Genomic DNA, 19,487 nt, shown 5'->3' on the forward strand with positions numbered 1-19,487 from the left:
GACTACAATTCCGCGCCCGCCCGGTACCCCTCGGCGATCGCATGGGAAATCCGTCGTGGCGTGACGCAGTCTCCGATGATGCTGACAGTGTCGCTGCGTTCGAATCCCCACGGTGGCACTGCAACCCGAGGTCCGTGCCAAACGACCGCGATGTCCTCGTACGTCAGATCGCCGGTTCCGAACACCGGACGCAGCGTCACGGGAGCGGTCAAGTCGTCGGGCACATCGAGGGCGTGGGCGATCTTGAAATCTACACCCGCGCTTCCCAATCGAGCGAGCAGCGGGCCTGCACTCTCGGGCGGAACACGAGAGGCAAGCGCTGTGAGCGCGGTGGCGAACGTGACGTCCCATCCCCGCTGCGCCAACGCCTCGGCTGCGCTGTACGCAGGCCAGAATCCGTCGCCGTCGTCGAACACCACGACTCGGCCGGGCGCGGCAGGAACTCGGCCGAGCAGAACGTCGTCGACCGTGAACGCGGTCCGCTGCTGCAGTACTGGGGTCAGCTTCGCGGGACGCGAACCGATCGCCACGACGACGTGATCTGCGGCAGAACGGATGTCGTCGAGATCGCCGGAGCCGATCCCCGCCGACAGGTTCACGTCGACTTTCAGCCTTCTCAGCTCGCGCTCGAGGTAATCGACGATGTCGATCAACGTCGCACGACGAGGAGCCGATGCCGCCACACGGACGGAACCGCCCAAGACCTTGTCCTGTTCGAACACGGTCACGCGGTGCCCTCGCCCCGCCGCCACCCGAGCGGCTTCGAGACCAGCGGGGCCACCGCCGATCACGAAGACTTCTTTCGATTTTCGTGCTCGCTTGCCGACGTCGACGTGTCGACCACGCCCGATCTCGGCGTTGACCGCGCAGTGCAGGTGCGGGTCGAACGCCCTGCAATCCTGGTTGACGCCGAGGCAACCGCGGATTTCGGCCACACGTCCGGTGCGGGACTTGTTCGGTAGCTCCGGGTCGGCGATCAGGGCCCGTGCCATGCCGACCATGTCGGCGTGTCCGGACTTGATGGCGTGGTCGGCGGTGCCCGCGTCCCGTATCCGCTGCCCGACGAGAGTCGGTAGTCCGGTGGCTGCCTTGACACGCGCGGCCGACGGAATCGCAACGGCGTCCTCGCCCGACGAATCCTTCACGTACTTCCCGCGCGTTCCGTGAGTGATGCTGAAGTAGTCGATCCCGAGTTCCGCGAGATTCTCCGCAATCCGCACGCAATCGTCGATCCCCATTCCGCCGGGGATCTCCTCCTCCCCACTCAATCTGACTCCGAGCACGAATCCCGCGGGAATCTCCGACCGCATCGCGTCGATGATCATCCGAGGGAACCGCATGCGGGCCTCGAACGACCCTCCGAAACTGTCCGATCGTCGATTCGTGAGCGGCGACATGAACTGAGCAGGCAAGTATCCATGTGCGGCATGGAGTTCCACCCCGTCTGCACCTGCTGCCACCAGATTGCGCGTCGACACACGCCATCCCTCCACGATGTCGTCGATTTCCGCTGCCGACAGCTCGTGGGGTGGGTACGCGTCGCGCACCGTTTTGATAGCAGACGGCGCCGACGGTGGTGCATCCGACTCACCCCCGATGAACTCGCGTCCGATGTGGCAGAGTTGCCCGACGAATTTAGCGCCGTGCCGATGCACTGCCTCCACTTTCGCCGCAGCAGCCGGAACGAACTCGTCGCGGTAGGCTTCGATCAGTTTCCGGGACCGCAGCGTCGTCGTGGGGTGTACGACGGTGGCACCGCCGATGATCATTCCGACTCCCCCCGCCGCCAAACGCTCGAAGTGCTCGGTGTCCCCGTGTGTCGGCACGCCGTCGACCGCCATCGACGTGCCTGCGGGAAGTGCAACCAGCCGGTTCTTCAGCGTGATGCCACCGAGCTGGATCGGCGAGAACAGGTGCGGGAACGGGGCGCTCACGTCAGCTCAGACCCTGAACACCTGGGCGCCCGCGGTTGCCATGTCCACCAACGACTTCGGCGGCTCGAGATGGCGCCCATACCGCGCAGCCAACTCACGCGCACGCTCGACGAAACCTGCTATGCCACCGTCGTATTGCTCGATGTATCTGATGACTCCGCCTGTCCAGGCTGGGAATCCGATGCCGAGCAACGAACCGATGTTCGCGTCCGGCGTCGATGTCAGAACGCCTTCGTCGAAACATTTGACGGCTTCGATCGCTTCCGCGAACAGCATGCGTTCCTGCATGTCGGCCATCGAGATCGACGTTGTTCCGGACGCGAACGCCTCACGAACGCCAGGCCAGATGCCTGCCCGCTTGCCCGCGTCGTCGTATGAGTAGAAGCCTCCACCGCCGGCGCGACCTGTTCTCGACAGCTGGTCGACCATCGTGTCCATGACAGCGTCGGAACCATGCTGTCGCGCTGTCTTTCCCGATGCGACGAGCACACGCTCGTTCTCCTTGCGGATCTTCTGCGACAGTGTCAACGTCAACTCGTCCATCAGTTGCAGCGGCGGAGCTGGATAGCCCGCCTGTGCACCTGCTTGTTCCACGAAAATCGGATTGATGCCCTCACCCACGGCTGCCATCGCCTCGTCGAGGAATGCCCCGATCACGCGCGACGTGAAGAAGCCACGGCTGTCGTTGACCACGATCGGCGTCTTGCGAATCTGTCGCGCGAAATCGATGACCTTGGCCAGCGTCGCATCCGACGTCTTCGCGCCACGCACGATCTCGACGAGCGGCATCTTGTCGCCCGGTGAGAAGAAATGGATCCCGATGAAGTCCTCGGCCCGTTGCACACCCTCCGCGAGTACGCCGATGGGCAGCTGGGAGGTGTTGGTACCAAGCACCACATCGGGTTCGACGACGTTCTCGATCTCCTGAAACACAGCGTGTTTGACGTCGACGGACTCGAATGCCGCCTCGACGACGAGGTCGACGCCCGCGAAGTCGGCAACGTCGCCCGTGGGTGTGATTCGGGCCAGAAGTTCTTCGGACGTCGCCGCGGAGGTCAGTCCACGGTCGAGTGCCTTCTTCTCGAGCTTCTCTGCGTAACCCTTGCCCCGCTCGGCCGCCGCGATGCCGACGTCCTTCAGGATGACGTCGATTCCTGCCTTCGCGCACACGTAAGCGATGGCCGAGCCCATCATTCCCGCACCGATGACTCCGACTTTCGTTGCCGCGAATGTCGGATATCCCTCGGGTCTGGACGCGCCGCGATCGATGGCTTCCTGGTCGAAGAAAAATGCGTTGATCATGTTCTGCGCGAGGCGATCAGTCATCAGCGACACGAAGTATCGCGTTTCGATCCGATCAGCTGTGTCGACGTCGACGTAGGCGCCTTCGATCGCCGCTGCGAGAACGGCGCGGTGCGCCGGTGCCGGCGCGCCTTTGGTCTGCTTCCGCAGCATGCTCGTCATCACGAGCAGGTTCTGCGCGACGGCCGGATCGGTCGGGGAACCGCCCGGGATCGTGAAACCCTTTCGGTCCCAGGGCTGAACCGCGTCGGGATTGTGTGCGATCCATGTCTTGGCCGCCGGAATCAGCGCCGACGCGGAATCGACTGTCTCGTCGATCAATCCGAGCTCGACTGCCTCGGCGGCCGACTTACGTGCGCCCTTCAGCAGCACCTCGGGAAGTGCCGCGTGGAGTCCCATCAGCCGAACCGTCCGGGTGATACCGCCACCACCGGGTAGAAGTCCCAGGGTGATCTCCGGCAGACCCACCTGCACCCGATCACCGTCGACCGCGATGCGGTGGTGAGTGTGCAACGCGATCTCGAATCCGCCGCCCAACGCCGCACCCGCTATCGCGGACACCACTGGCCTGCCGAAGGTTTCGAGCCGTCGGAGAACATTCTTGATTCCGTCGATGCGACGCGTCAGCTCGGCCGCGACCTCGCCTTTGTCCTTGTCCGCGTGGTCTGCCGTCATGTCGTCCAGGTCGCCTCCGGCGAAGAAGGACTTCTTCGCCGAGGTGAGCACGACGCCGGTGATCGACTCCTTCTCTGCCTCCAGCCGGTCGACGGTCGATGCCATCGACGCGATGTACAGGTCGTTCATCGTGTTGGCGCCCTTGTTCGGGTCGTCCATCGTGAGAACGACGACGCCGTCGGAGTCCTGTTCCCACGTGATCATGTTTCCGGCACTTTCAGTGTTGGTCATGTCTCAGCCCTCAGATCCGCTCGATGATGGTGGCAACGCCCATGCCGCCGCCGATGCAAAGAGTGATCAGCCCGTAGCGTCCGTCGATTCGTTCGAGTTCGTCGAGCACGGTGCCGACGAGCATCGCGCCGGTCGCACCCAGTGGATGGCCCATCGCGATCGCGCCACCGTTGACGTTGGTCTTCTCGTGCGGGATGTGCAAATCCTTCATCCACTTCAGAACCACGGACGCGAACGCTTCGTTCAGCTCGAACACGTCGATGTCGGCGACGGTCAGTCCCGCCTTCTCCAATACTTTCTCGGTCGCCGGCGTCGGACCGGTCAGCATGATCGTCGGCTCGCTACCCACTTGGGCCGTCGCAACGATCCGCGCCCGTGGGACGAGACCCGCCCTCTCCCCGGCCGCAGCACTTCCGACGAGCACGACGGCTGCCCCGTCGACGATGCCCGACGAGTTCCCACCGGTGTGTACGTGGTCGATTCGTTCGATGTCGGTGTACTTCTGCAGTGCGACGTCGTCGAATCCGGTTGCCGCTGCCATTGCGGCGAACGCGGGCTGCAACCGACCGAGACTCTCGGCCGTGCTGCCTGGCCTACGGTGCTCGTCATGATCGAGCAGCGTGATTCCGTTCAAATCCTTGACCGGCACGACCGATTTTGCGAAATACCCTGCGCTCCAGGCTGCTTCGGCGCGCGCCTGAGACTCCGCAGCGTAGTTGTCGACGTCGTCACGAGTGAAGCCCTCGACGGTCGCGATCAGATCGGCGCCGATGCCCTGCGGAACGACATGCAGGTCGTACGTGGTGGTCGGGTCCGTGAACAACGCCCCGCCGTCGCTCCCCATCGGCACCCGTGACATCGACTCGACGCCACCGGCGACGACGAGATAGTCCCAGCCGGAGGCCACTTTCTGCGCGGCAAGATTGACTGCTTCCAGTCCCGACGCGCAGAAGCGGTTGATCTGGGTTCCCGGCACCGACTCCGGAAGGCCGGAGACCAGCGCGGCTGCACGCGAGATCACCGCACCCTGCTCACCGACTGGAGACACGACACCGAGCACGACGTCGTCGATGTCGGCTGGGTCCATGTCCGGGAACCGAATTCGCAGTTCGCGAATCAACCCGGCGACGAGGTCGACCGGTTTGACACCGTGCAGAGCACCGTGTCGTTGTTTGCCTCGAGGGGTGCGTATGGCCTCGAAGATCATGGCTTGCTCTGTCACTGTTGCCCTTTCGCGCGGCCGAAACGTCAAGCTGGAGTCAGTCGAACGCAATTTCGGGGGTTCTGCCGATCAGCAGACGTCGAACCTTGCCATCGCCGGTGATCTGCGCGCTTGCGTTGAACGATGCTTCGAAGGCGCCGTCGCGGGTGGTGCGCCCGAGAACGAGTTCGACTCCGTCGACCGTCACCCCCCTGTCGATCACGTGGATCAGCGTGCTCTTCTCACGCTGCGCGAGATATCCGACCAATCCGCTACGGTCGCCGACGAATTCGGCCGACGCACCCTCGCCCTTCGAGAACTGCACCGACATCCGGAAGTCTGCGGTGATCATGTCGAGCACTCGATCCGGATCGTCCGAATCCATGCATTCGAACCATCGGGCGAGCGTCGGCGTCGCATGTGTAGTCGCGTCCACTTATGTTCCTTTCTGCGTTGAATCGTCTGGCAGAAGCGCGAATTCGGCGTCGAACGAGACCTGATAGCGGTCGACGAGGCCGTTCGCATCGAGATGCATCGAGCCGACGAAATAGCCGGTGACGCGGTCACCTTCGGTCACTGCACCGTGCGCGAATTGAAGGTCTCCATCGGCGGCCGAGCGAAGAAGTCGATGCTTCCGGTCGACCGGTGGGCGGCCGTTCAGATACTCGAGCATCGCCGCGCGGCCGGACTTCCTGCTCACACCTGTCGGCAGCACCATCGCGTATTCGACATCGTCGGCAAGCATGGCGACAGCGGCGTCGAGGTCGCCCGCGTCCAGAGTCGCGTAGTAGTCCAAAATCCTCAGCTTCATGAAGTGAACTTAGTTCGAATTACCTCTGTTTGTCGAGACCCCTTACGCTACGGTGCATACACAAATTGAATTCGATTCGAGTGGAGTGACATGGCAACTTCTCCGTCCACCGCCGCCGAGGCACCCTGGCCGCGGTCCGAACCTGCCGCCCTGACGCCGGGTGTCGAGCAAGAGGGAATCCGGGACGCCATCCGGGGACTTCTCGGAAAACACTCCACGATCGACCAGGTGCGAGCACTGTCCGAATCCGAAGCGGGATACTCACGCGAGCACTGGATACGACTCGTCGAGGAGATGTCGGTGACGACTCTCGCCGCACCCGAAGACCGTGGCGGACTCGGGTACGGCATGGTCGAGATAGGCATCATCCTCGAGGAGTGCGGACGCGGACTCTCCCCTGAGCCCGTCTACACCTCCGCAGTTCTGGGCGTCCACGCGCTTCTCCTTGCTCCGGAGCCCGCTGAGGACCTGTTGACACGAGTGTTCGACGGCTCGGCGGTCGCGACGGTGAGCACGTCACCTCGCGGATCGGAGCCAATCCATGCCCACGACACCGGGTCGGGATGGACGCTGAATGGAGACGCAGCAGCTGTCGTCTGCGGCGCCGAGGCCGACATCGTCGTCGTCTCGGCTCGCTACGCCGGCGGAGTGGGCGTCTTCGCAGTCGAAGCCGGCACACACATGAATGCTCGCCCACGCACCGTGCTCGACCCGACCCGACGCCAGGCCGACCTCGCGTTCACGAGATCTCCCGCGCGCATGCTCGCATCCGACGGCGACAGCGCCGCGTTCCTGGACCGTCTGCGAGATCTCGCGACACTCGGACTCGCCAACGAGAACACCGGCATCATCGACGCACTACTCGACATGACCGTGCAGTACGTGACCACGCGGCATCAGTTCGGCCGCCCGATCGGATCGTTCCAAGCGATCAAACACCGCCTCGCAGACGTACTGACCGCGCTCGAACGCGCCCGCTCCGCGGCGAAATACGCGGCCGCGGTGTACGACGAGAACCCAGCGGACGCGCGGCTCGCGATCGCCGTTGCCGGTGCCGTGTGCACAGACGCCGTCGTCCACGTGGCACACGAAGCGATTCAACTCCATGGCGGTATCGGGTTCACCTGGGAACACCCGGCGCACTCGTACTTTCGACGGGCAATGGGAAACGAAGCGTTACAGGGCGATTCACGCTCCCACCGCGCTCGCATCGCAGACCTCGTCGGGATCTAGACGTTTTTTCCGCCACCTTCGATTCAGCTATTGACGCTGACAGACACGGTAGCTAATACTGAAGTGAATCCAGTTCAAGTTCGAACGAAAGGCACCACCATGATCGAGACCGATCACATCCTGTTGGAGAAGGACGGCGAGGTCGCTCGCGTCTGGCTGAACCGCCCGCACAAGAAGAACGCCGTCACGGTCGAGCTTCTTCATCGTCTCGACGAGATCATCGTCGAGGTGGACAACGACCCGAACCTGAAAGTTCTCGTCCTGCGCGGTGTTCAGAACCAGTTCTGCTCCGGTTTCGATCTCGACGAGCTGCTGTCGGATTTCGTCGGGTCCACCAACGCCATGGATGTCGCAGTTCTGTCCGCGAAGGTCTGCGACCGCCTCTACTCGATGAACACCCCGTCCGTCGCCGTTCTCGAGGGATACGTCACCGCAGGTGGATTCGAACTCATGATCTCGTGCGACTTCGCCGTCGCAGCCGACGACGCCAAGATCGGCGACTTCCACATCCGCCGGGCACTGTTCGGTGGTGCGGGCCCCATCTACCGCCTGCCTCGCATGATCGGTGTCCGCAAGACCAAGGAACTGATGCTGACCGGCAAGCTGCTGAGCGGCAAGGAAGCAGTCGACTTCGACCTCATCAATGCGTCCGCGCCTGCCGAAGGCCTCGACCAGTTGGTGGCCGACTTCATCGCACCTCTCGTCGACAAGAGCCCGTTCATGATGAAGCTCACCAAGATGTGCATCGATCGCGGTCTGGACGCGGACATCCAGTCCCTCATGGTCATGGAGCATCTTGCCGTCGGCAACGCCCTTCAGTCCGAGGACGGACGGGAAGGCGTCACCGCATTCCTCGAGAAGCGCGAGCCCAAGTGGGTCGGTCGCTGACGTTCCGCTGTTCGACGACTACCTGAAGGGATGGAGATGGACACGACGGCGGGCCTTGCACTCGCAGGCAGCAAGTGCACGAAATGCGACACTGTCGCCTTTCCTGCTAGCTCGATGTGCAGCAGATGTGCGACCCCCACAGCAGCCCCGGTGACACTGAGCACCACCGGACGAGTGTGGGCGTACACCGTGCAACGTTTCGCACCGAAGTCGCCGCCGTATGTCCCTCTTCCAGAAGGCTTTCGGCCGTTCGCCGTCGGCTATGTCGAACTTCCCGACGGAATCAAGGTCGAGGCGATCCTCGAGTGCGAGAGCTTCGACGAACTGGACGAGGCACCGGTGAGGCTGGTCTCCACCTCGCCGGTGCCCCGGTTCACGGTCATCGCTGACTCGAACATAGGAGTACCGCAATGACACAGGGTGTTTCGATCATCGGAGCAGGACTGTCCAAGTTCGGCAGGCAGCCCGGTGTCAGCGGCCGACAGATGGCCGTCACCGCGATCGGTGCCGCGTTGCAGGACGCAGGACTGACATGGCCGGACGTCCAGGTCGCGTTCGGAGGCAGCGACGGGTCCGGGCTCGCCGACACGCTCGTCGCCGAACTCGGCTTCACAGGGATCCCGTTCACGAACGTCAAGAACGGATGCGCGACGGGTGGCAGTGCGCTCTTCTCCGCGGTCAACGCGGTCCGGTCCGGATCCGCGGAGATCGCATTGGCCGTGGGATTCGACAAGCATCCACGAGGCGCCTTCGATCCGAAGCCCGCCGAGTGGGGCCTCCCCGACGGTTACGGCGACGCAGGCCTGATGGTCACCACCCAGTTCTTCGGCGCGAAGATCTCGCGCTACATGCGCCGCAACGGCATCTCGCACGAAACACTCGCGCGCGTCGCCGCGAAGGCGTATCGAAACGGTGCACTCAACCCCAATGCGTGGCGACGCGAGGCCATCGACGTCGACACCATCGCCGGCGCCGACATGGTGAACGATCCACTCACCCGGTACATGTTCTGCTCCCCCGGCGAGGGCGCGGCAGCCATCGTCGTTGCCGGCGCCGACGCCGCCAAGAGGTTGGGCGGTCGCCCAGTGCAACTTCGTGCAATCGCACACCGGACAAGGCAATTCGGGTCGTTCGAGGTGTTCAGTCCGTCCGTCCAGGGAACGGGAGAACCCACCAGCGTCAGCGCCGACGCGGCAGCCGCTGCGTTCGATCTCGCCGGAATCGGGCCCGAGGACGTCGAAGTCGCGCAGCTGCAGGACACCGAGAGCGGCGCCGAGATCATGCACATGGCCGAGTGCGGGTTCTGCAAGCCCGGCGAACAGGAAGCGATGATCGCCGCAGGCGAGACCGAGATCGGTGGCAGGCTTCCGATCAACACCGACGGCGGATGCATCGCGAACGGAGAGCCGATCGGCGCGTCGGGACTACGTCAGGTGCACGAGATCGTCACTCAACTCCGCGGTGAAGCAGGTGAACGTCAGGTCCCGAACACACCACGCGTCGGGTTCACCCACGTTTACGGCGCACCCGGCATCAGTGCCTGCACCGTGTTGACGGTGTAGGCCATGCCTTTCGACCACGAGGGACCAGAACAGTGACACGACAGACGCTTCCGGACATCGCCGAGTTCACCGCCGACGCCGTCCGATGGCTGGGCACGGTCGCACAGCAACGCACGGAGTCGGTGTGGGGTGAGGGCACCGATTCGGTGGCGGTGTTCGAGAATTGGACCGCAGAACAAGAGCGCGAGCATACCGACGTGATCTCTCGATACGAGAGAAAGAAATTCGACGCCGGCTGGGGTGCACTGAACTCCCCCGTCGAATTCGGTGGACGCGCTCTTCCGATGTCCTACGTTCTCGCCTTCCGCCGCGCGGAAGAATCGTTCGATGTGCCTCGCCGAACCGAGATATTCTCGGTGACACAACAATTGGTCGCTCCGACTGTTCAACAATGGGGAACGGACGAGCAGAAAGCCACGTTCGTCCGGGCGATGCTGCGTACCGATCTCATTGCCTGCCAGCTGTTCTCCGAGACCGAGGCCGGTTCGGACCTGGCCGCGGTGCGTACCAGGGCCACGCAAGCCGACGACGGTGGCTGGACGATCGACGGCCACAAGGTCTGGACGTCGGGAGCACGCGTCGCGGACTTCGGGGTCGCGTTGTGCCGCACCGACACCAGCGTCGCGAAGCATGCCGGTCTGACCATGTTCCTGGTTCCTATGGATGCACCCGGCGTCACGGTGACACCGATCCGGCAGATGACCGGCGGATCCTCGTTCAACGAGGTGTACCTCGAGGGCGTCGAGCTCGACGACTCGTACCGACTCGGGCCCGTCGGCAAGGGCTGGCAGGTGGCGCTCACGGTGTTGGCCGCCGAACGACTCGACGGCGGCAACCTCGGACTCGCGAACGCCGACCAGGCAGTGGAGTTGGCCAGGAATCTCGGACGCCCACTGACGGAGATCGAATGCGACGCCATCGCCGACCTGATCACGCGCAGCTATGTCCAACGGATTGCGAACATGCGCGTCGCGGGAGCGGTGGTCGCAGGCAACGACCCAGGGCCGGAGGCATCGCTGGGCAAACTGCTGGCGACCGACACGATGGCCAGGACGTCCGACGTCGTTCGATTGCTCCTCGGCTCGGATGTGACGTCCGATTCAGGGAGGTGGGGAACGTTCGCGTGGGCAGAGCATCTCCTGGGAGCTCCGGGTTACCGGATTGCCGGCGGAACGGACGAGATTCAGCACAACATCATCGCCGAGCGCGTCCTCGGCCTACCCCGGGAGCCCAGGCCATGACGGAATCCACGCTGGAATCCCGCGTCGCCGCGACTTTGGCCGAACGTGGTGTCACCGTCGCCGACTTCGAGACGTTGCCCGGTGGCCATTCGGGGCTGACGTATCGAGCACACACGTCGGACGGCGACATCGTCGTCAAGGCCGTTCCGGACGGCCAACGTTCGATCGGCCGTCACGACATGCTCAGACAAGCGGCGATCCTGACCGCGCTGACGGACACCGACGTTCCCGTTCCACGGATCGTGGCGATCGACAGGACCGAACCGTCTTGGTTCGCAATGGAATTGGTGCAGGGCGAATCTCTGGAACCGGTCCTCGACGATCCTGCCGTGGATCCCGCTGTCGCAGCGCGCCGAATGCTCCGCGCTGCAGAGGTACTTCCCCGCTTGCACGCCGTCGACCTCGGCACGGTTCCTGGAGCAGAAGACCCGCTGTCCCCATCCGACGAACTCGATCGCTGGGCTCGCACGTTGGGTGCAGTACCACCCGAGTTGGTGGCCGGCGGCGACAACTTGCTGAACTTACTACGGGCCGACATCCCGGATCCCATCGATCCCGTTCTCGTGCACGGCGACTACCGCCTCGGGAACATCCTGTCCGACGGTGACGATCCTGCGGCGTTGATCGACTGGGAGATCTGGAGCGTCGGCGACCCACGTGTCGAACTCGGCTGGTTCCTCCTGTTCGCCGACGGTACGAACTTTCCAGGCGTCGGACGCGAGGTTCCCGGCCTGCCGAGCCCCGACGATCTTATTTCCGCGTACACCGGCCACGGACGGCAGCTACCGGACATGACGTGGTTCGACGCGCTCGGACGGCTCAAGATGGCAGCGATCATGGGACACAACCTGCGCCGGCACCGCGAAGGCCGTCATATCGACCCCGACCAGGAGAAGCTGCCCGCCACCATCGACCGGTTGATCGAGACCGGCACTGCGCTCCTCCGACGCTGACGACCCCACCTACGACAGAAGCGAAGACAAGTGGACTTCTCCTACTCCGCGCGCACCGAGGAACTGATCGGCACGCTCGAATCCTTCATGAACGATTACGTCTACCCGGCCGAGAAGGTGTACGACGAGCAGATCGCCGCGAACGACAAACCGCATGAGCAACCGCAGATCATGCGCGATCTGCAGTCTCGCGCACGCGAACTCGGGCTCTGGAACTTGTTCATGACGCACGACGGGCTCGGCGCAGGGCTGACGAACCTCGAGTACGCGCCACTCGCCGAGATCGTCGGACGCTCGATCATCGGCAACGAAGCGATCAACTGTTCGGCCCCGGACACCGGCAACATGGAGATCCTCGCCATGTACGGCACCGACGAGCAGAAGCAGCAGTGGCTGAAGCCGTTGCTGGGCTGCAGTATTCGGTCGGCATTTGCGATGACCGAGCCGGACGTCGCAAGTTCCGACGCCACCAACATCACGTCGACGATTCGGCGCGACGGCGACGACTACGTGATCAACGGACGCAAGTGGTACACCTCGGGTGTTCTCGACCCGGACTGCAAACTGATGATCTTCATGGGCAAGTCCGATCCCGAAGGGCCGACCTATCGCCAGCAGAGCATGATCCTGGTACCGACGGACACCCCCGGCATCGAGGTGCTGCGCGATCTTCCGATGTTCGGATTCCAGGATCGCCTCGGCCACGGCGAGGTGCAGTTCACCGACGTGCGGGTGCCCGCGTCGAACATGCTCGGTGCCGAGGGCGACGGATTCGCGATCGCACAGGGACGATTGGGCCCCGGTCGCATGCACTACGCGATGCGTGCGATCGGAATGGCCGAGCGCGCACTGGAAATGATGTGCCGTCGCGCCACCGAACGTCACGCGTTCGGTGGGCCCCTTACGGATCGCGGCGTCGTGCGCGAGTGGATCGCGCGCAGCCGCGTCGAGATCGATCAGATCCGTTTGCTGGTCCTGAAATCCGCCTGGCTGATGGACACGCGTGGAAATGCCTCGGCGCGATCGGAAGTCGCAGCCATCAAGGTCGCGGCTATGGAGGTCGCGCACACCGTCGTCGATCGTGCGGTGCAGGTGCACGGCGCTGCCGGCGTCAGCAACGACACGATCCTCGCGCGACTCTATGCCATCACACGTGCGCTGCAGATCGCCGACGGCCCGAACGAAGTCCACTTGCGAACCATCGCCCGACTCGAAGTGAAGAAATACGCATGAGCACACCGACATTGGCAGGCAAGGTAGCGCTGGTGACCGGCGCGAGCCGTGGACTGGGACTCGCCATCGCGCGAGGTCTGCGTGACGCGGGCGCAACCGTCGTCGTCTCGAGCCGCAAGCTCGACGCCTGTGAGGCGGCGGTGGCGGCGCTGGGCGACACGGGCCCCGGCACCGCACACCCCTACGCGCTGCACATAGGGCACTGGGAGACAATCGAACCTGCCGTCGACGACATCATCACGCGATTCGGCAGCCTCGACATCGTCGTCAACAACGCCGGGATCGCTCCCCTCGCCCAGAATCTCGCGTCGGTGACGGAAAGCCTGTGGGACAAAACGATCGAGGTCAACCTCAAGGGCCCGTTCAGGCTGATGGCCGTGGCCGGAGAACGTATGGCGGCCGCGGGTGGCGGTTCCATCGTGAACATCTCGAGCATCGGCGCCGAGCGACCGAGCCCACCGGAGGCGATGTATGCCGCGGCGAAGAACGGACTCAACGCGCTGACAAGGGCGTTCGCGCAAGAGTACGCGCCCACCGTGCGCGTCAACTGCATCATGCCCGGCGGGTTCGCCACCGACATGTCGGAGAACTGGGACGACGAGTTCATCGGCAAGATCGTCGATCGTCTGCCCGCAGGCAGGCTCGGCAGTCCCTACGAGATCGCCGGGCTCGTCACCCATCTCGCATCCGACGCCGCCGGATACACCACCGGCGCGCTCATCCCGGTCGACGGCGGCCGCACTGCGGTGTACTGATTCTGCGAAACGAAGGAACTGTTCTGATGGACACCATGTTCGGGCTCTCGAACCGCGTCGCCATCGTCACGGGCGCGTCGTCGGGCCTGGGTCTCGGGTTCGCTCGCACCCTCGCTACTGCGGGCGCAACCGTATATGCGGCGGCCCGACGCCTCAATCGCCTCGAAGCCCTCGCCGCCGAGGTGCCGAGCATCGTCCCGGTGCAGTGCGACGTCACCATCGACTCGGACCGGCGCGCGCTCGTCGATCGCTGCTTCGAACAATCGGGGCGTCTCGACGTCCTGGTCAACAATGCAGGCAAGCCCGGTCTGCCCAACGCCGAGGACGAGACGCTCGATGGGTTCCAGTCGATTCTCGACGTCAACCTGGTCGCCGGTTTCCACCTCGCAACCTACGCAGCAGGCAAGATCCCGCCGGGCGCGACAGCGTCGTTCGTCAACATCTCCTCGGTCATCGGTCTGGTGTCGACAGCCCCGATCGGAGGAGCGAGCTATGCCGCATCCAAGGCGGGGACGCTCGGTTTGACCCGCGAACTCGCCGGTCAGTGGGGTCGACGTGGGATCCGGGTGAACGCCGTGGTGCCGGGATGGTTCGATACGGAGATGACCGACGGGTTGTTCACCAACGACAAGTCGGCCGGCTGGGTTCGACGCAACACGATGCTCGGACGCGGCGGCGCCGACGGAGAGATCGACGGCGCCGTGCTGTTCCTGGCCTCCGACGCGTCGTCCTACATGACGGGACAGACCCTGATCGTCGACGGCGGCTGGACGGCCCGCTGATGCTGGCCGTCCAGCTCACCGAGTGGGGTGCGCCGCCCGAGTTCCGCGACGTTCCCGACCCCGAACCCATCGGCGAGCAACTCGTGCTACGTGTCGACGCGGCCGGCTTGTGCCGGTCGGACCTGCACGTCATGGATTCGTCGGCGGCCCGGTTCGCGTATCCCCTGCCACTGACACTGGGCCACGAGGTGGCAGGAACCGTCGTCGCCGCGGGTCCTGCGGCCGACAGCTCGTGGATCGGGCAGTCGGTCGTCGTACACGGCCTCTGGGGGTGCGGCACGTGCCGACAGTGCTTGCGTGGCAGACAGAATTACTGCCTGGCTCTGGCGCCGACGTCGGAGGGTCGACTCGTGCCGATCGGCAACGGTCTCGGCCACGGTGGCGGACTGGCAGAGCTGATGGTCGTTCCGTCGGACGACGTGCTGATCCCCATAGGCTCGCTGGACCCCATCTCGGCGGCGCCTCTCGCCGACGCCGCACTCACCGCGTACCACTCTATTCGCACCAATGCCGACGTGATCGACAGCCGCAGCGTCGTCGTGGTCGTGGGAGTCGGTGGACTCGGACACCTGGCCGTACAGATCCTACGATCGATGCGAGCGGGCCGGATCGTGGCGATCGAAACCCGCGTCGAAACACATTCTGTCGCTGTGCATTCCGGCGCACACGAATGCCACGAAACCTTTTCGGACGCACAAGGCAGCATCGAAGGTCTCGGCGGCGCCGACTTGGTGCTCGACTTCGTCGGCGCACCCGGCACGGTCGACGCAGGTGCGGAAGTACTCACGCCCGGTGGACGACTCGTCGTCGTGGGCAGCGCGGGCGGCCGGCTGACCGTCGGAAAGGATCTCGGTATGGCTGCGGGATGGCATGTGAGCGCGCCGTTCTGGGGAACTCGCGACGATCTACGTGCCGTCGTAGCACTCGCACAGGACGGGGCCCTGCACGCTGAGGTCACCACCTTCCCGTTCACCGACACCCTCGACGCCTACCAGCAACTACGCGCGGGGTCCATCACCGGCCGCGCGGTGATCGACATGAACGTATCGCGACGGAGAGAAGAGACACGACCGTGAAATGGCTTGCAGAACAGATGGTGTCCCGTGCTCAGCACTCACCCGACGACGTCGCCGTGGTCGACGAGTCGGGTAGTCACACGATCGGAAAGGTCGTCGCGGCCGCGCAAGTCTTGGCCGACGCCATCTCCGCCATCGACGTCGGCGCACCGACTGCGTTGATTCAAGCGGACAACACGTGGCGCACCGTCGCCACCGCACTGGCCGTCGGATTGCGCGGCGGCGTCGTCGCCGTGTTCAGCCCGCACGCGACCGAATCCGAATTCCACCTGGCGCTGGAGGACATCGCCCCGGATATCGTCGTCGGGGACCCGGATTCGTTGTCGCACTGGGGCGTTACCGACGAGCTGTTCCCCGTGTCGAACACCGCGTTCGCTGCGCATTCGGTGAGGTCGACGGGGCGTCCGTTCAGAGGCGTCGAACGGTGGAACGGTGGCGCGGCGATCGCCATGACATCCGGGTCGACCGGACGACCCAAGTGTGTCGTGCAGTCCGAGGATGCCATTCGCTATGCCTGCACCAGCACCATCCATGCAGTAGGGCTGAAGCCGGGTGAGGCGATCGGCGCGTTCGTCCCTCTGTCGTCCGTCGCCGCATACTGTTTCGGCATGTACCTCCCCGCCCTGCTGGGTGGACGGATGGTTTCGATCGGCCGATGGTCCCCCGCCGGAGCGCTCGAAGCAGTGAACGATCACCAGGTGGCGTGGACGATGTTGGTGCCGACGATGGCGCTGCAACTGTCCGTCGCACCCGACTCGAAGGGCGCGTTGACGCCGATGCGCGCCATGACCGTCGGCGGCGGCCCGATGAACGAACGTGCTCTCGGCGAGGCCGAGCAGTGGCTGAACACGACGTTCCTCCGCGTGTTCGGTATGTCGGAATGCCTCGGTCACACGACACCTGCGCTGGACGATCCGCCGTCGATCCGTCTCGGTCGCGACGGCCGTCCGTTCCCTGGCACGACTGTCCGTGCCGTCGACTCGGCCGGCGCTCCCCTTCCTCCCGGCGAGATCGGTGAAGCTCAGGTCACGGGCCCGTCGCTCTACGTCGGCTACGCGCGTGAGGGCAAACCGGTTCCACCGCAGCTCACACCCGAGGGATACCTGCCCACCGGCGATCTGGTCGAGGTCTTCGACGACGGCTCGATTCGCGTCATGGGCAGGCAGAAGCAGATCATCATTCGTGGTGGACGGAACATCGACATCAACGAGATGGAATCTGCACTCGCGGCACTCGATTCCGTCGTCCAGGTCTGTGTCGTGCCTGTCCCCGACGACCTGCTCGGCGAACGAGCAGCAGCGCTCATCGTCACGGGCGGCGACGCAATGACATTGAGCGATGTCACTTCTCGTCTCGCTGCCACCGACTTCCCCAAGTTCAAGTGGCCGGAATACGTGTTCACGGTCGACGATCTGCCGCAGAATCGCGTCGGAAAGTTGTCTCGGCCCGACGCGACCGAGCTCGCCCGCAAGTTGGCGTCACTAACTGACTCGAATTCAGATCGAAAACTGTAGACTCGACTGAATCTGTACACGCATCGACAGTGGGGACACCAATGACCGTAGGAACCGGCGTTCGTCGCGAGAGTCCACGATCCAAGCGAACCCGCATCTTGTCCGCAGCCATCGACCATTTCGGCAAGGTGGGGTACGAGCACACCAAGTGGGCGTCCATCGCCGACGAGGTCGGTATAGGACAGACCGCGCTGTACCACTACTTCGAGTCCAAGGGCCATTGCCTGCTCACCATCATGCGGCTCGAACTGGCCGACTCCGTCGAACGATTCAGCTCAGCGACGGAGGACGTCTCCGATCCGGAGGAGGCGTTGCGCGCAGCGGTCACCGCGTCGCTCGCAGCCACTCCGACCGATGCGTTGCAACGACGAATCCTGCAGAGCCACATGGATTTGCTCGCCACCGAGCGTCAGTCGGCGAAAGAGGAAGCCGAGCGACTGCAGTGCCGTGATCTGGTGCACCAGATCGAAATCAACTGGACGTCACTGATCGCGCGCGGCATCGAATCGCGCGAATTCACCAAGTCGGACCCGACGATGCAGGCACGCCTCGTGCTGGCGTTGATCATCAGCGTGTGGCGTTGGTACCGACCGGACGGCAAGCTCTCGATCGACGAGATCGCCGAATTCGTCACCGATGCCGTGATGCGAGTCGTCCGAAAGTAGATCTCTTCGGAGTTGGGCCCGCGGGCCCTTCCCGTCCAGCCAAAACGAACAGAATTCAGTTGGGAGAATCATGTACAACTTGGTACTGGTCGCGGCGCGGCCACCCGAATGGACGCACGACCAATTCATCACCTGGTGGCGAGGCGAACACGCCGATGTCACCTATCCCCTGCCGGGCCTTCTTCGATGGCAGCACACAGAACTGCTCGAGGCGTTCGGCGGACGATCCGAGGGCTGGGACGGACTGTCGGTCCTCAGTTTCGAATCCCGCGATGCACTCGAAGCCGCACTGGCAAGCCCGGAATGGAAGGCCGCCGTCGAACACGTCGGGAACATGGGCGGCCGTCGCATGATGTGGTACGGCGACGAGAAGACTATGGTTCCGCTGAAGGCAGTCGCGAGCGACTCGTGATGGCGTCGTCCTGGACCGAAGCCGGGTGCTTTCCCGTAACGGACGGCGTCCACCGCATCCCGCTGCAGATGCCGCAGGACGGTCTGCGTGCGATCAATGTCTATGTCCTCGAGACCGATAGCGGACTGGCCTTGATCGACGGCGGTTGGCATCGCGAGACGACGCACGACGAACTGTCGAAAGCGTTGTCTCACATAGGTCGTCGACCGTCGGAAATTCACGACATCTACGTCACACACGTGCACCGCGACCATTACACGTTCGCGGTGGAGTTGCGGCGTCGGTACGAATGTCGGGTTCATCTGGGCGCGGCGGAGGCGCCCGGCATCGCGGCCATCAACGAATTGGGAAGCAACGTCCCCGAAAGTTCGATTCGTGAACTGCACCGAGCAGGGGCAGACCGTATAGCCCGAATCGCTCGAAAGAGCGCTCTGACAGAACCTTTCGCTGTGTCGGATTGGGAACCTCCGGACGGATGGTCGACAGCCGGCCCCGTCGACATTCCGGGCCTTCGAATCGAGGCGGTGCATACACCTGGCCATACCAAGGGCCACATGGTGTTTTACGACCTGGATCGCGGCATGACATTCACCGGCGATCACGTGCTACCGACCATCACTCCGTCCATCGGATTCGAGCTCGGTGACTGGGATCTGCCGTTGGCGAAGTACATCGCGTCCCTCGAGATGATGCTCGACGACGCCGATCGAACGATGTTGCCGTCGCACGGGTTTCCCGGTGGCAGTGTCCACGAACGGTGCCGCCAGCTTCTCGCGCATCACGAGCGCAGGCTGACCGACACACTCGCCGTGGTCGACGGTCGTGGCCCCAGCACGGGCGCCGCGGTCGCTGCCGGTCTCACATGGACCCGTCGTGATCGGTCGTTCGACGAGCTCGACGATTTCAACCAGATGGTCGCGACGTGTGAAACTCTCGCGCATCTGGACGTTCTGGTCATGCGCGGAAAACTCTGTGTCCGAAACCGATACGGGGTGGACATCTTCGGCTAGGGCTTTGCC

19 protein-coding genes are annotated in these 19,487 nt (G+C 64.0%); 14 read left to right on the forward strand and 5 right to left on the reverse strand.

The features are described from left to right. Positions 1–2 precede the first annotated feature (2 nt). The 5 genes from HQ354_RS02290 to HQ354_RS02310 are packed head-to-tail and all read right to left on the reverse strand — an operon-like array spanning position 3 to position 6,154. A complete protein-coding gene (locus tag HQ354_RS02290) occupies positions 3–1,934 on the reverse strand; it encodes an FAD-dependent oxidoreductase (RefSeq protein ID WP_167677644.1) in 1,932 nt (643 codons plus the stop codon). A 6-nt stretch (positions 1,935–1,940) separates the two neighbouring features. Next, positions 1,941–4,142, reverse strand: coding sequence for a 3-hydroxyacyl-CoA dehydrogenase NAD-binding domain-containing protein (locus HQ354_RS02295; protein ID WP_261768600.1), 2,202 nt, complete (start codon positions 4,140–4,142; stop codon positions 1,941–1,943). Positions 4,143–4,152: 10 nt separating this feature from the next. Next, positions 4,153–5,364, reverse strand: a complete 1,212-nt coding sequence (locus tag HQ354_RS02300; RefSeq protein ID WP_222634074.1) for an acetyl-CoA C-acetyltransferase — start codon at positions 5,362–5,364, stop codon at positions 4,153–4,155. Positions 5,365–5,401: 37 nt separating this feature from the next. Beyond that, positions 5,402–5,728, reverse strand: a complete 327-nt coding sequence (locus tag HQ354_RS02305; protein ID WP_261768607.1) for a hypothetical protein — start codon at positions 5,726–5,728, stop codon at positions 5,402–5,404. A 51-nt stretch (positions 5,729–5,779) separates the two neighbouring features. Next, on the reverse strand, positions 5,780–6,154 hold the full coding sequence (locus tag HQ354_RS02310) for a nuclear transport factor 2 family protein (protein WP_068421141.1): 375 nt from the start codon (positions 6,152–6,154) through the stop codon (positions 5,780–5,782). A 90-nt stretch (positions 6,155–6,244) separates the two neighbouring features. Here HQ354_RS02310 and HQ354_RS02315 point away from each other — a divergent pair, with 90 nt between their 5' ends. The 14 genes from HQ354_RS02315 (at position 6,245) to HQ354_RS02380 (ending at position 19,478) form a co-directional block, all read left to right on the forward strand. Then, the gene (locus HQ354_RS02315; protein ID WP_222634076.1) at positions 6,245–7,387 is read left to right on the forward strand and encodes an acyl-CoA dehydrogenase family protein; all 1,143 of its coding nucleotides are present in this window, start codon (positions 6,245–6,247) and stop codon (positions 7,385–7,387) included. 99 nt (positions 7,388–7,486) lie between these two features. Further along, a complete protein-coding gene (locus tag HQ354_RS02320) occupies positions 7,487–8,275 on the forward strand; it encodes an enoyl-CoA hydratase/isomerase family protein (protein WP_068421139.1) in 789 nt (262 codons plus the stop codon). A 36-nt stretch (positions 8,276–8,311) separates the two neighbouring features. Next, complete coding sequence (locus HQ354_RS02325; RefSeq protein WP_374107332.1) at positions 8,312–8,689, forward strand: Zn-ribbon domain-containing OB-fold protein; 378 nt, start codon at positions 8,312–8,314, stop codon at positions 8,687–8,689. Further along, the gene (locus HQ354_RS02330; protein WP_167677648.1) at positions 8,686–9,837 is read left to right on the forward strand and encodes a thiolase family protein; all 1,152 of its coding nucleotides are present in this window, start codon (positions 8,686–8,688) and stop codon (positions 9,835–9,837) included. The genes HQ354_RS02325 and HQ354_RS02330 overlap by 4 nt, the downstream gene beginning before the upstream one ends. A 32-nt stretch (positions 9,838–9,869) precedes the next feature. Continuing rightward, positions 9,870–11,078, forward strand: coding sequence for an acyl-CoA dehydrogenase family protein (locus HQ354_RS02335; protein ID WP_222634077.1), 1,209 nt, complete (start codon positions 9,870–9,872; stop codon positions 11,076–11,078). Further along, complete coding sequence (locus HQ354_RS02340) at positions 11,075–12,031, forward strand: phosphotransferase family protein (RefSeq protein WP_167677652.1); 957 nt, start codon at positions 11,075–11,077, stop codon at positions 12,029–12,031. Before HQ354_RS02335 ends, HQ354_RS02340 begins: the two co-directional genes overlap by 4 nt. A gap of 30 nt (positions 12,032–12,061) precedes the next feature. Next, a complete protein-coding gene (locus HQ354_RS02345; RefSeq protein WP_167677654.1) occupies positions 12,062–13,264 on the forward strand; it encodes an acyl-CoA dehydrogenase family protein in 1,203 nt (400 codons plus the stop codon). Further along, on the forward strand, positions 13,261–14,019 hold the full coding sequence (locus tag HQ354_RS02350; RefSeq protein ID WP_167677656.1) for an SDR family NAD(P)-dependent oxidoreductase: 759 nt from the start codon (positions 13,261–13,263) through the stop codon (positions 14,017–14,019). The genes HQ354_RS02345 and HQ354_RS02350 overlap by 4 nt, the downstream gene beginning before the upstream one ends. Positions 14,020–14,045: 26 nt before the next feature. Continuing rightward, positions 14,046–14,801 carry an SDR family NAD(P)-dependent oxidoreductase gene (locus HQ354_RS02355; RefSeq protein ID WP_167677658.1) on the forward strand — a complete coding sequence of 252 codons (756 nt, stop codon included), beginning with the start codon at positions 14,046–14,048 and terminating at the stop codon, positions 14,799–14,801. Continuing rightward, positions 14,801–15,877, forward strand: a complete 1,077-nt coding sequence (locus HQ354_RS02360) for an alcohol dehydrogenase catalytic domain-containing protein (protein ID WP_167677660.1) — start codon at positions 14,801–14,803, stop codon at positions 15,875–15,877. Before HQ354_RS02355 ends, HQ354_RS02360 begins: the two co-directional genes overlap by 1 nt. A 17-nt stretch (positions 15,878–15,894) precedes the next feature. Further along, positions 15,895–17,391 carry a class I adenylate-forming enzyme family protein gene (locus HQ354_RS02365; RefSeq protein WP_167677695.1) on the forward strand — a complete coding sequence of 499 codons (1,497 nt, stop codon included), beginning with the start codon at positions 15,895–15,897 and terminating at the stop codon, positions 17,389–17,391. 41 nt (positions 17,392–17,432) lie between these two features. After that, on the forward strand, positions 17,433–18,056 hold the full coding sequence (locus tag HQ354_RS02370; RefSeq protein WP_167677662.1) for a TetR/AcrR family transcriptional regulator: 624 nt from the start codon (positions 17,433–17,435) through the stop codon (positions 18,054–18,056). Between the two features lie 70 nt (positions 18,057–18,126). Continuing rightward, the gene (locus tag HQ354_RS02375; protein ID WP_167677663.1) at positions 18,127–18,468 is read left to right on the forward strand and encodes an EthD domain-containing protein; all 342 of its coding nucleotides are present in this window, start codon (positions 18,127–18,129) and stop codon (positions 18,466–18,468) included. Next, entirely contained in the window at positions 18,468–19,478 is a 1,011-nt protein-coding gene (locus tag HQ354_RS02380; RefSeq protein WP_167677665.1) for an MBL fold metallo-hydrolase, read from the forward strand. Before HQ354_RS02375 ends, HQ354_RS02380 begins: the two co-directional genes overlap by 1 nt. The last annotated feature ends 9 nt before the right edge of the window (positions 19,479–19,487 follow it).

Source organism: Rhodococcus sp. BP-261 (assembly GCF_019835205.1).
Taxonomy (GTDB): domain Bacteria; phylum Actinomycetota; class Actinomycetes; order Mycobacteriales; family Mycobacteriaceae; genus Rhodococcoides; species Rhodococcoides kyotonensis_B.

Excerpts from the sequence above, each read along its gene's own strand:
- HQ354_RS02305 (WP_261768607.1), bottom strand. The coding sequence starts at position 5,728 with ATGGATTCGGACGATCCGGATCGAGTGCTCGACATGATCACCGCAGAC.
- HQ354_RS02310 (WP_068421141.1), bottom strand. The coding sequence starts at position 6,154 with ATGAAGCTGAGGATTTTGGACTACTACGCGACTCTGGACGCGGGCGAC.
- HQ354_RS02350 (WP_167677656.1), top strand. The coding sequence starts at position 13,261 with ATGAGCACACCGACATTGGCAGGCAAGGTAGCGCTGGTGACCGGCGCG.
- HQ354_RS02320 (WP_068421139.1), top strand. The coding sequence starts at position 7,487 with ATGATCGAGACCGATCACATCCTGTTGGAGAAGGACGGCGAGGTCGCT.
- HQ354_RS02360 (WP_167677660.1), top strand. The coding sequence starts at position 14,801 with ATGCTGGCCGTCCAGCTCACCGAGTGGGGTGCGCCGCCCGAGTTCCGC.
- HQ354_RS02375 (WP_167677663.1), top strand. The coding sequence starts at position 18,127 with ATGTACAACTTGGTACTGGTCGCGGCGCGGCCACCCGAATGGACGCAC.
- HQ354_RS02365 (WP_167677695.1), top strand. The coding sequence starts at position 15,895 with ATGGTGTCCCGTGCTCAGCACTCACCCGACGACGTCGCCGTGGTCGAC.
- HQ354_RS02370 (WP_167677662.1), top strand. The coding sequence starts at position 17,433 with ATGACCGTAGGAACCGGCGTTCGTCGCGAGAGTCCACGATCCAAGCGA.
- HQ354_RS02295 (WP_261768600.1), bottom strand. The coding sequence starts at position 4,142 with ATGACCAACACTGAAAGTGCCGGAAACATGATCACGTGGGAACAGGAC.
- HQ354_RS02315 (WP_222634076.1), top strand. The coding sequence starts at position 6,245 with ATGGCAACTTCTCCGTCCACCGCCGCCGAGGCACCCTGGCCGCGGTCC.
- HQ354_RS02340 (WP_167677652.1), top strand. The coding sequence starts at position 11,075 with ATGACGGAATCCACGCTGGAATCCCGCGTCGCCGCGACTTTGGCCGAA.
- HQ354_RS02325 (WP_374107332.1), top strand. The coding sequence starts at position 8,312 with ATGGACACGACGGCGGGCCTTGCACTCGCAGGCAGCAAGTGCACGAAA.
- HQ354_RS02355 (WP_167677658.1), top strand. The coding sequence starts at position 14,046 with ATGGACACCATGTTCGGGCTCTCGAACCGCGTCGCCATCGTCACGGGC.
- HQ354_RS02330 (WP_167677648.1), top strand. The coding sequence starts at position 8,686 with ATGACACAGGGTGTTTCGATCATCGGAGCAGGACTGTCCAAGTTCGGC.
- HQ354_RS02380 (WP_167677665.1), top strand. The coding sequence starts at position 18,468 with ATGGCGTCGTCCTGGACCGAAGCCGGGTGCTTTCCCGTAACGGACGGC.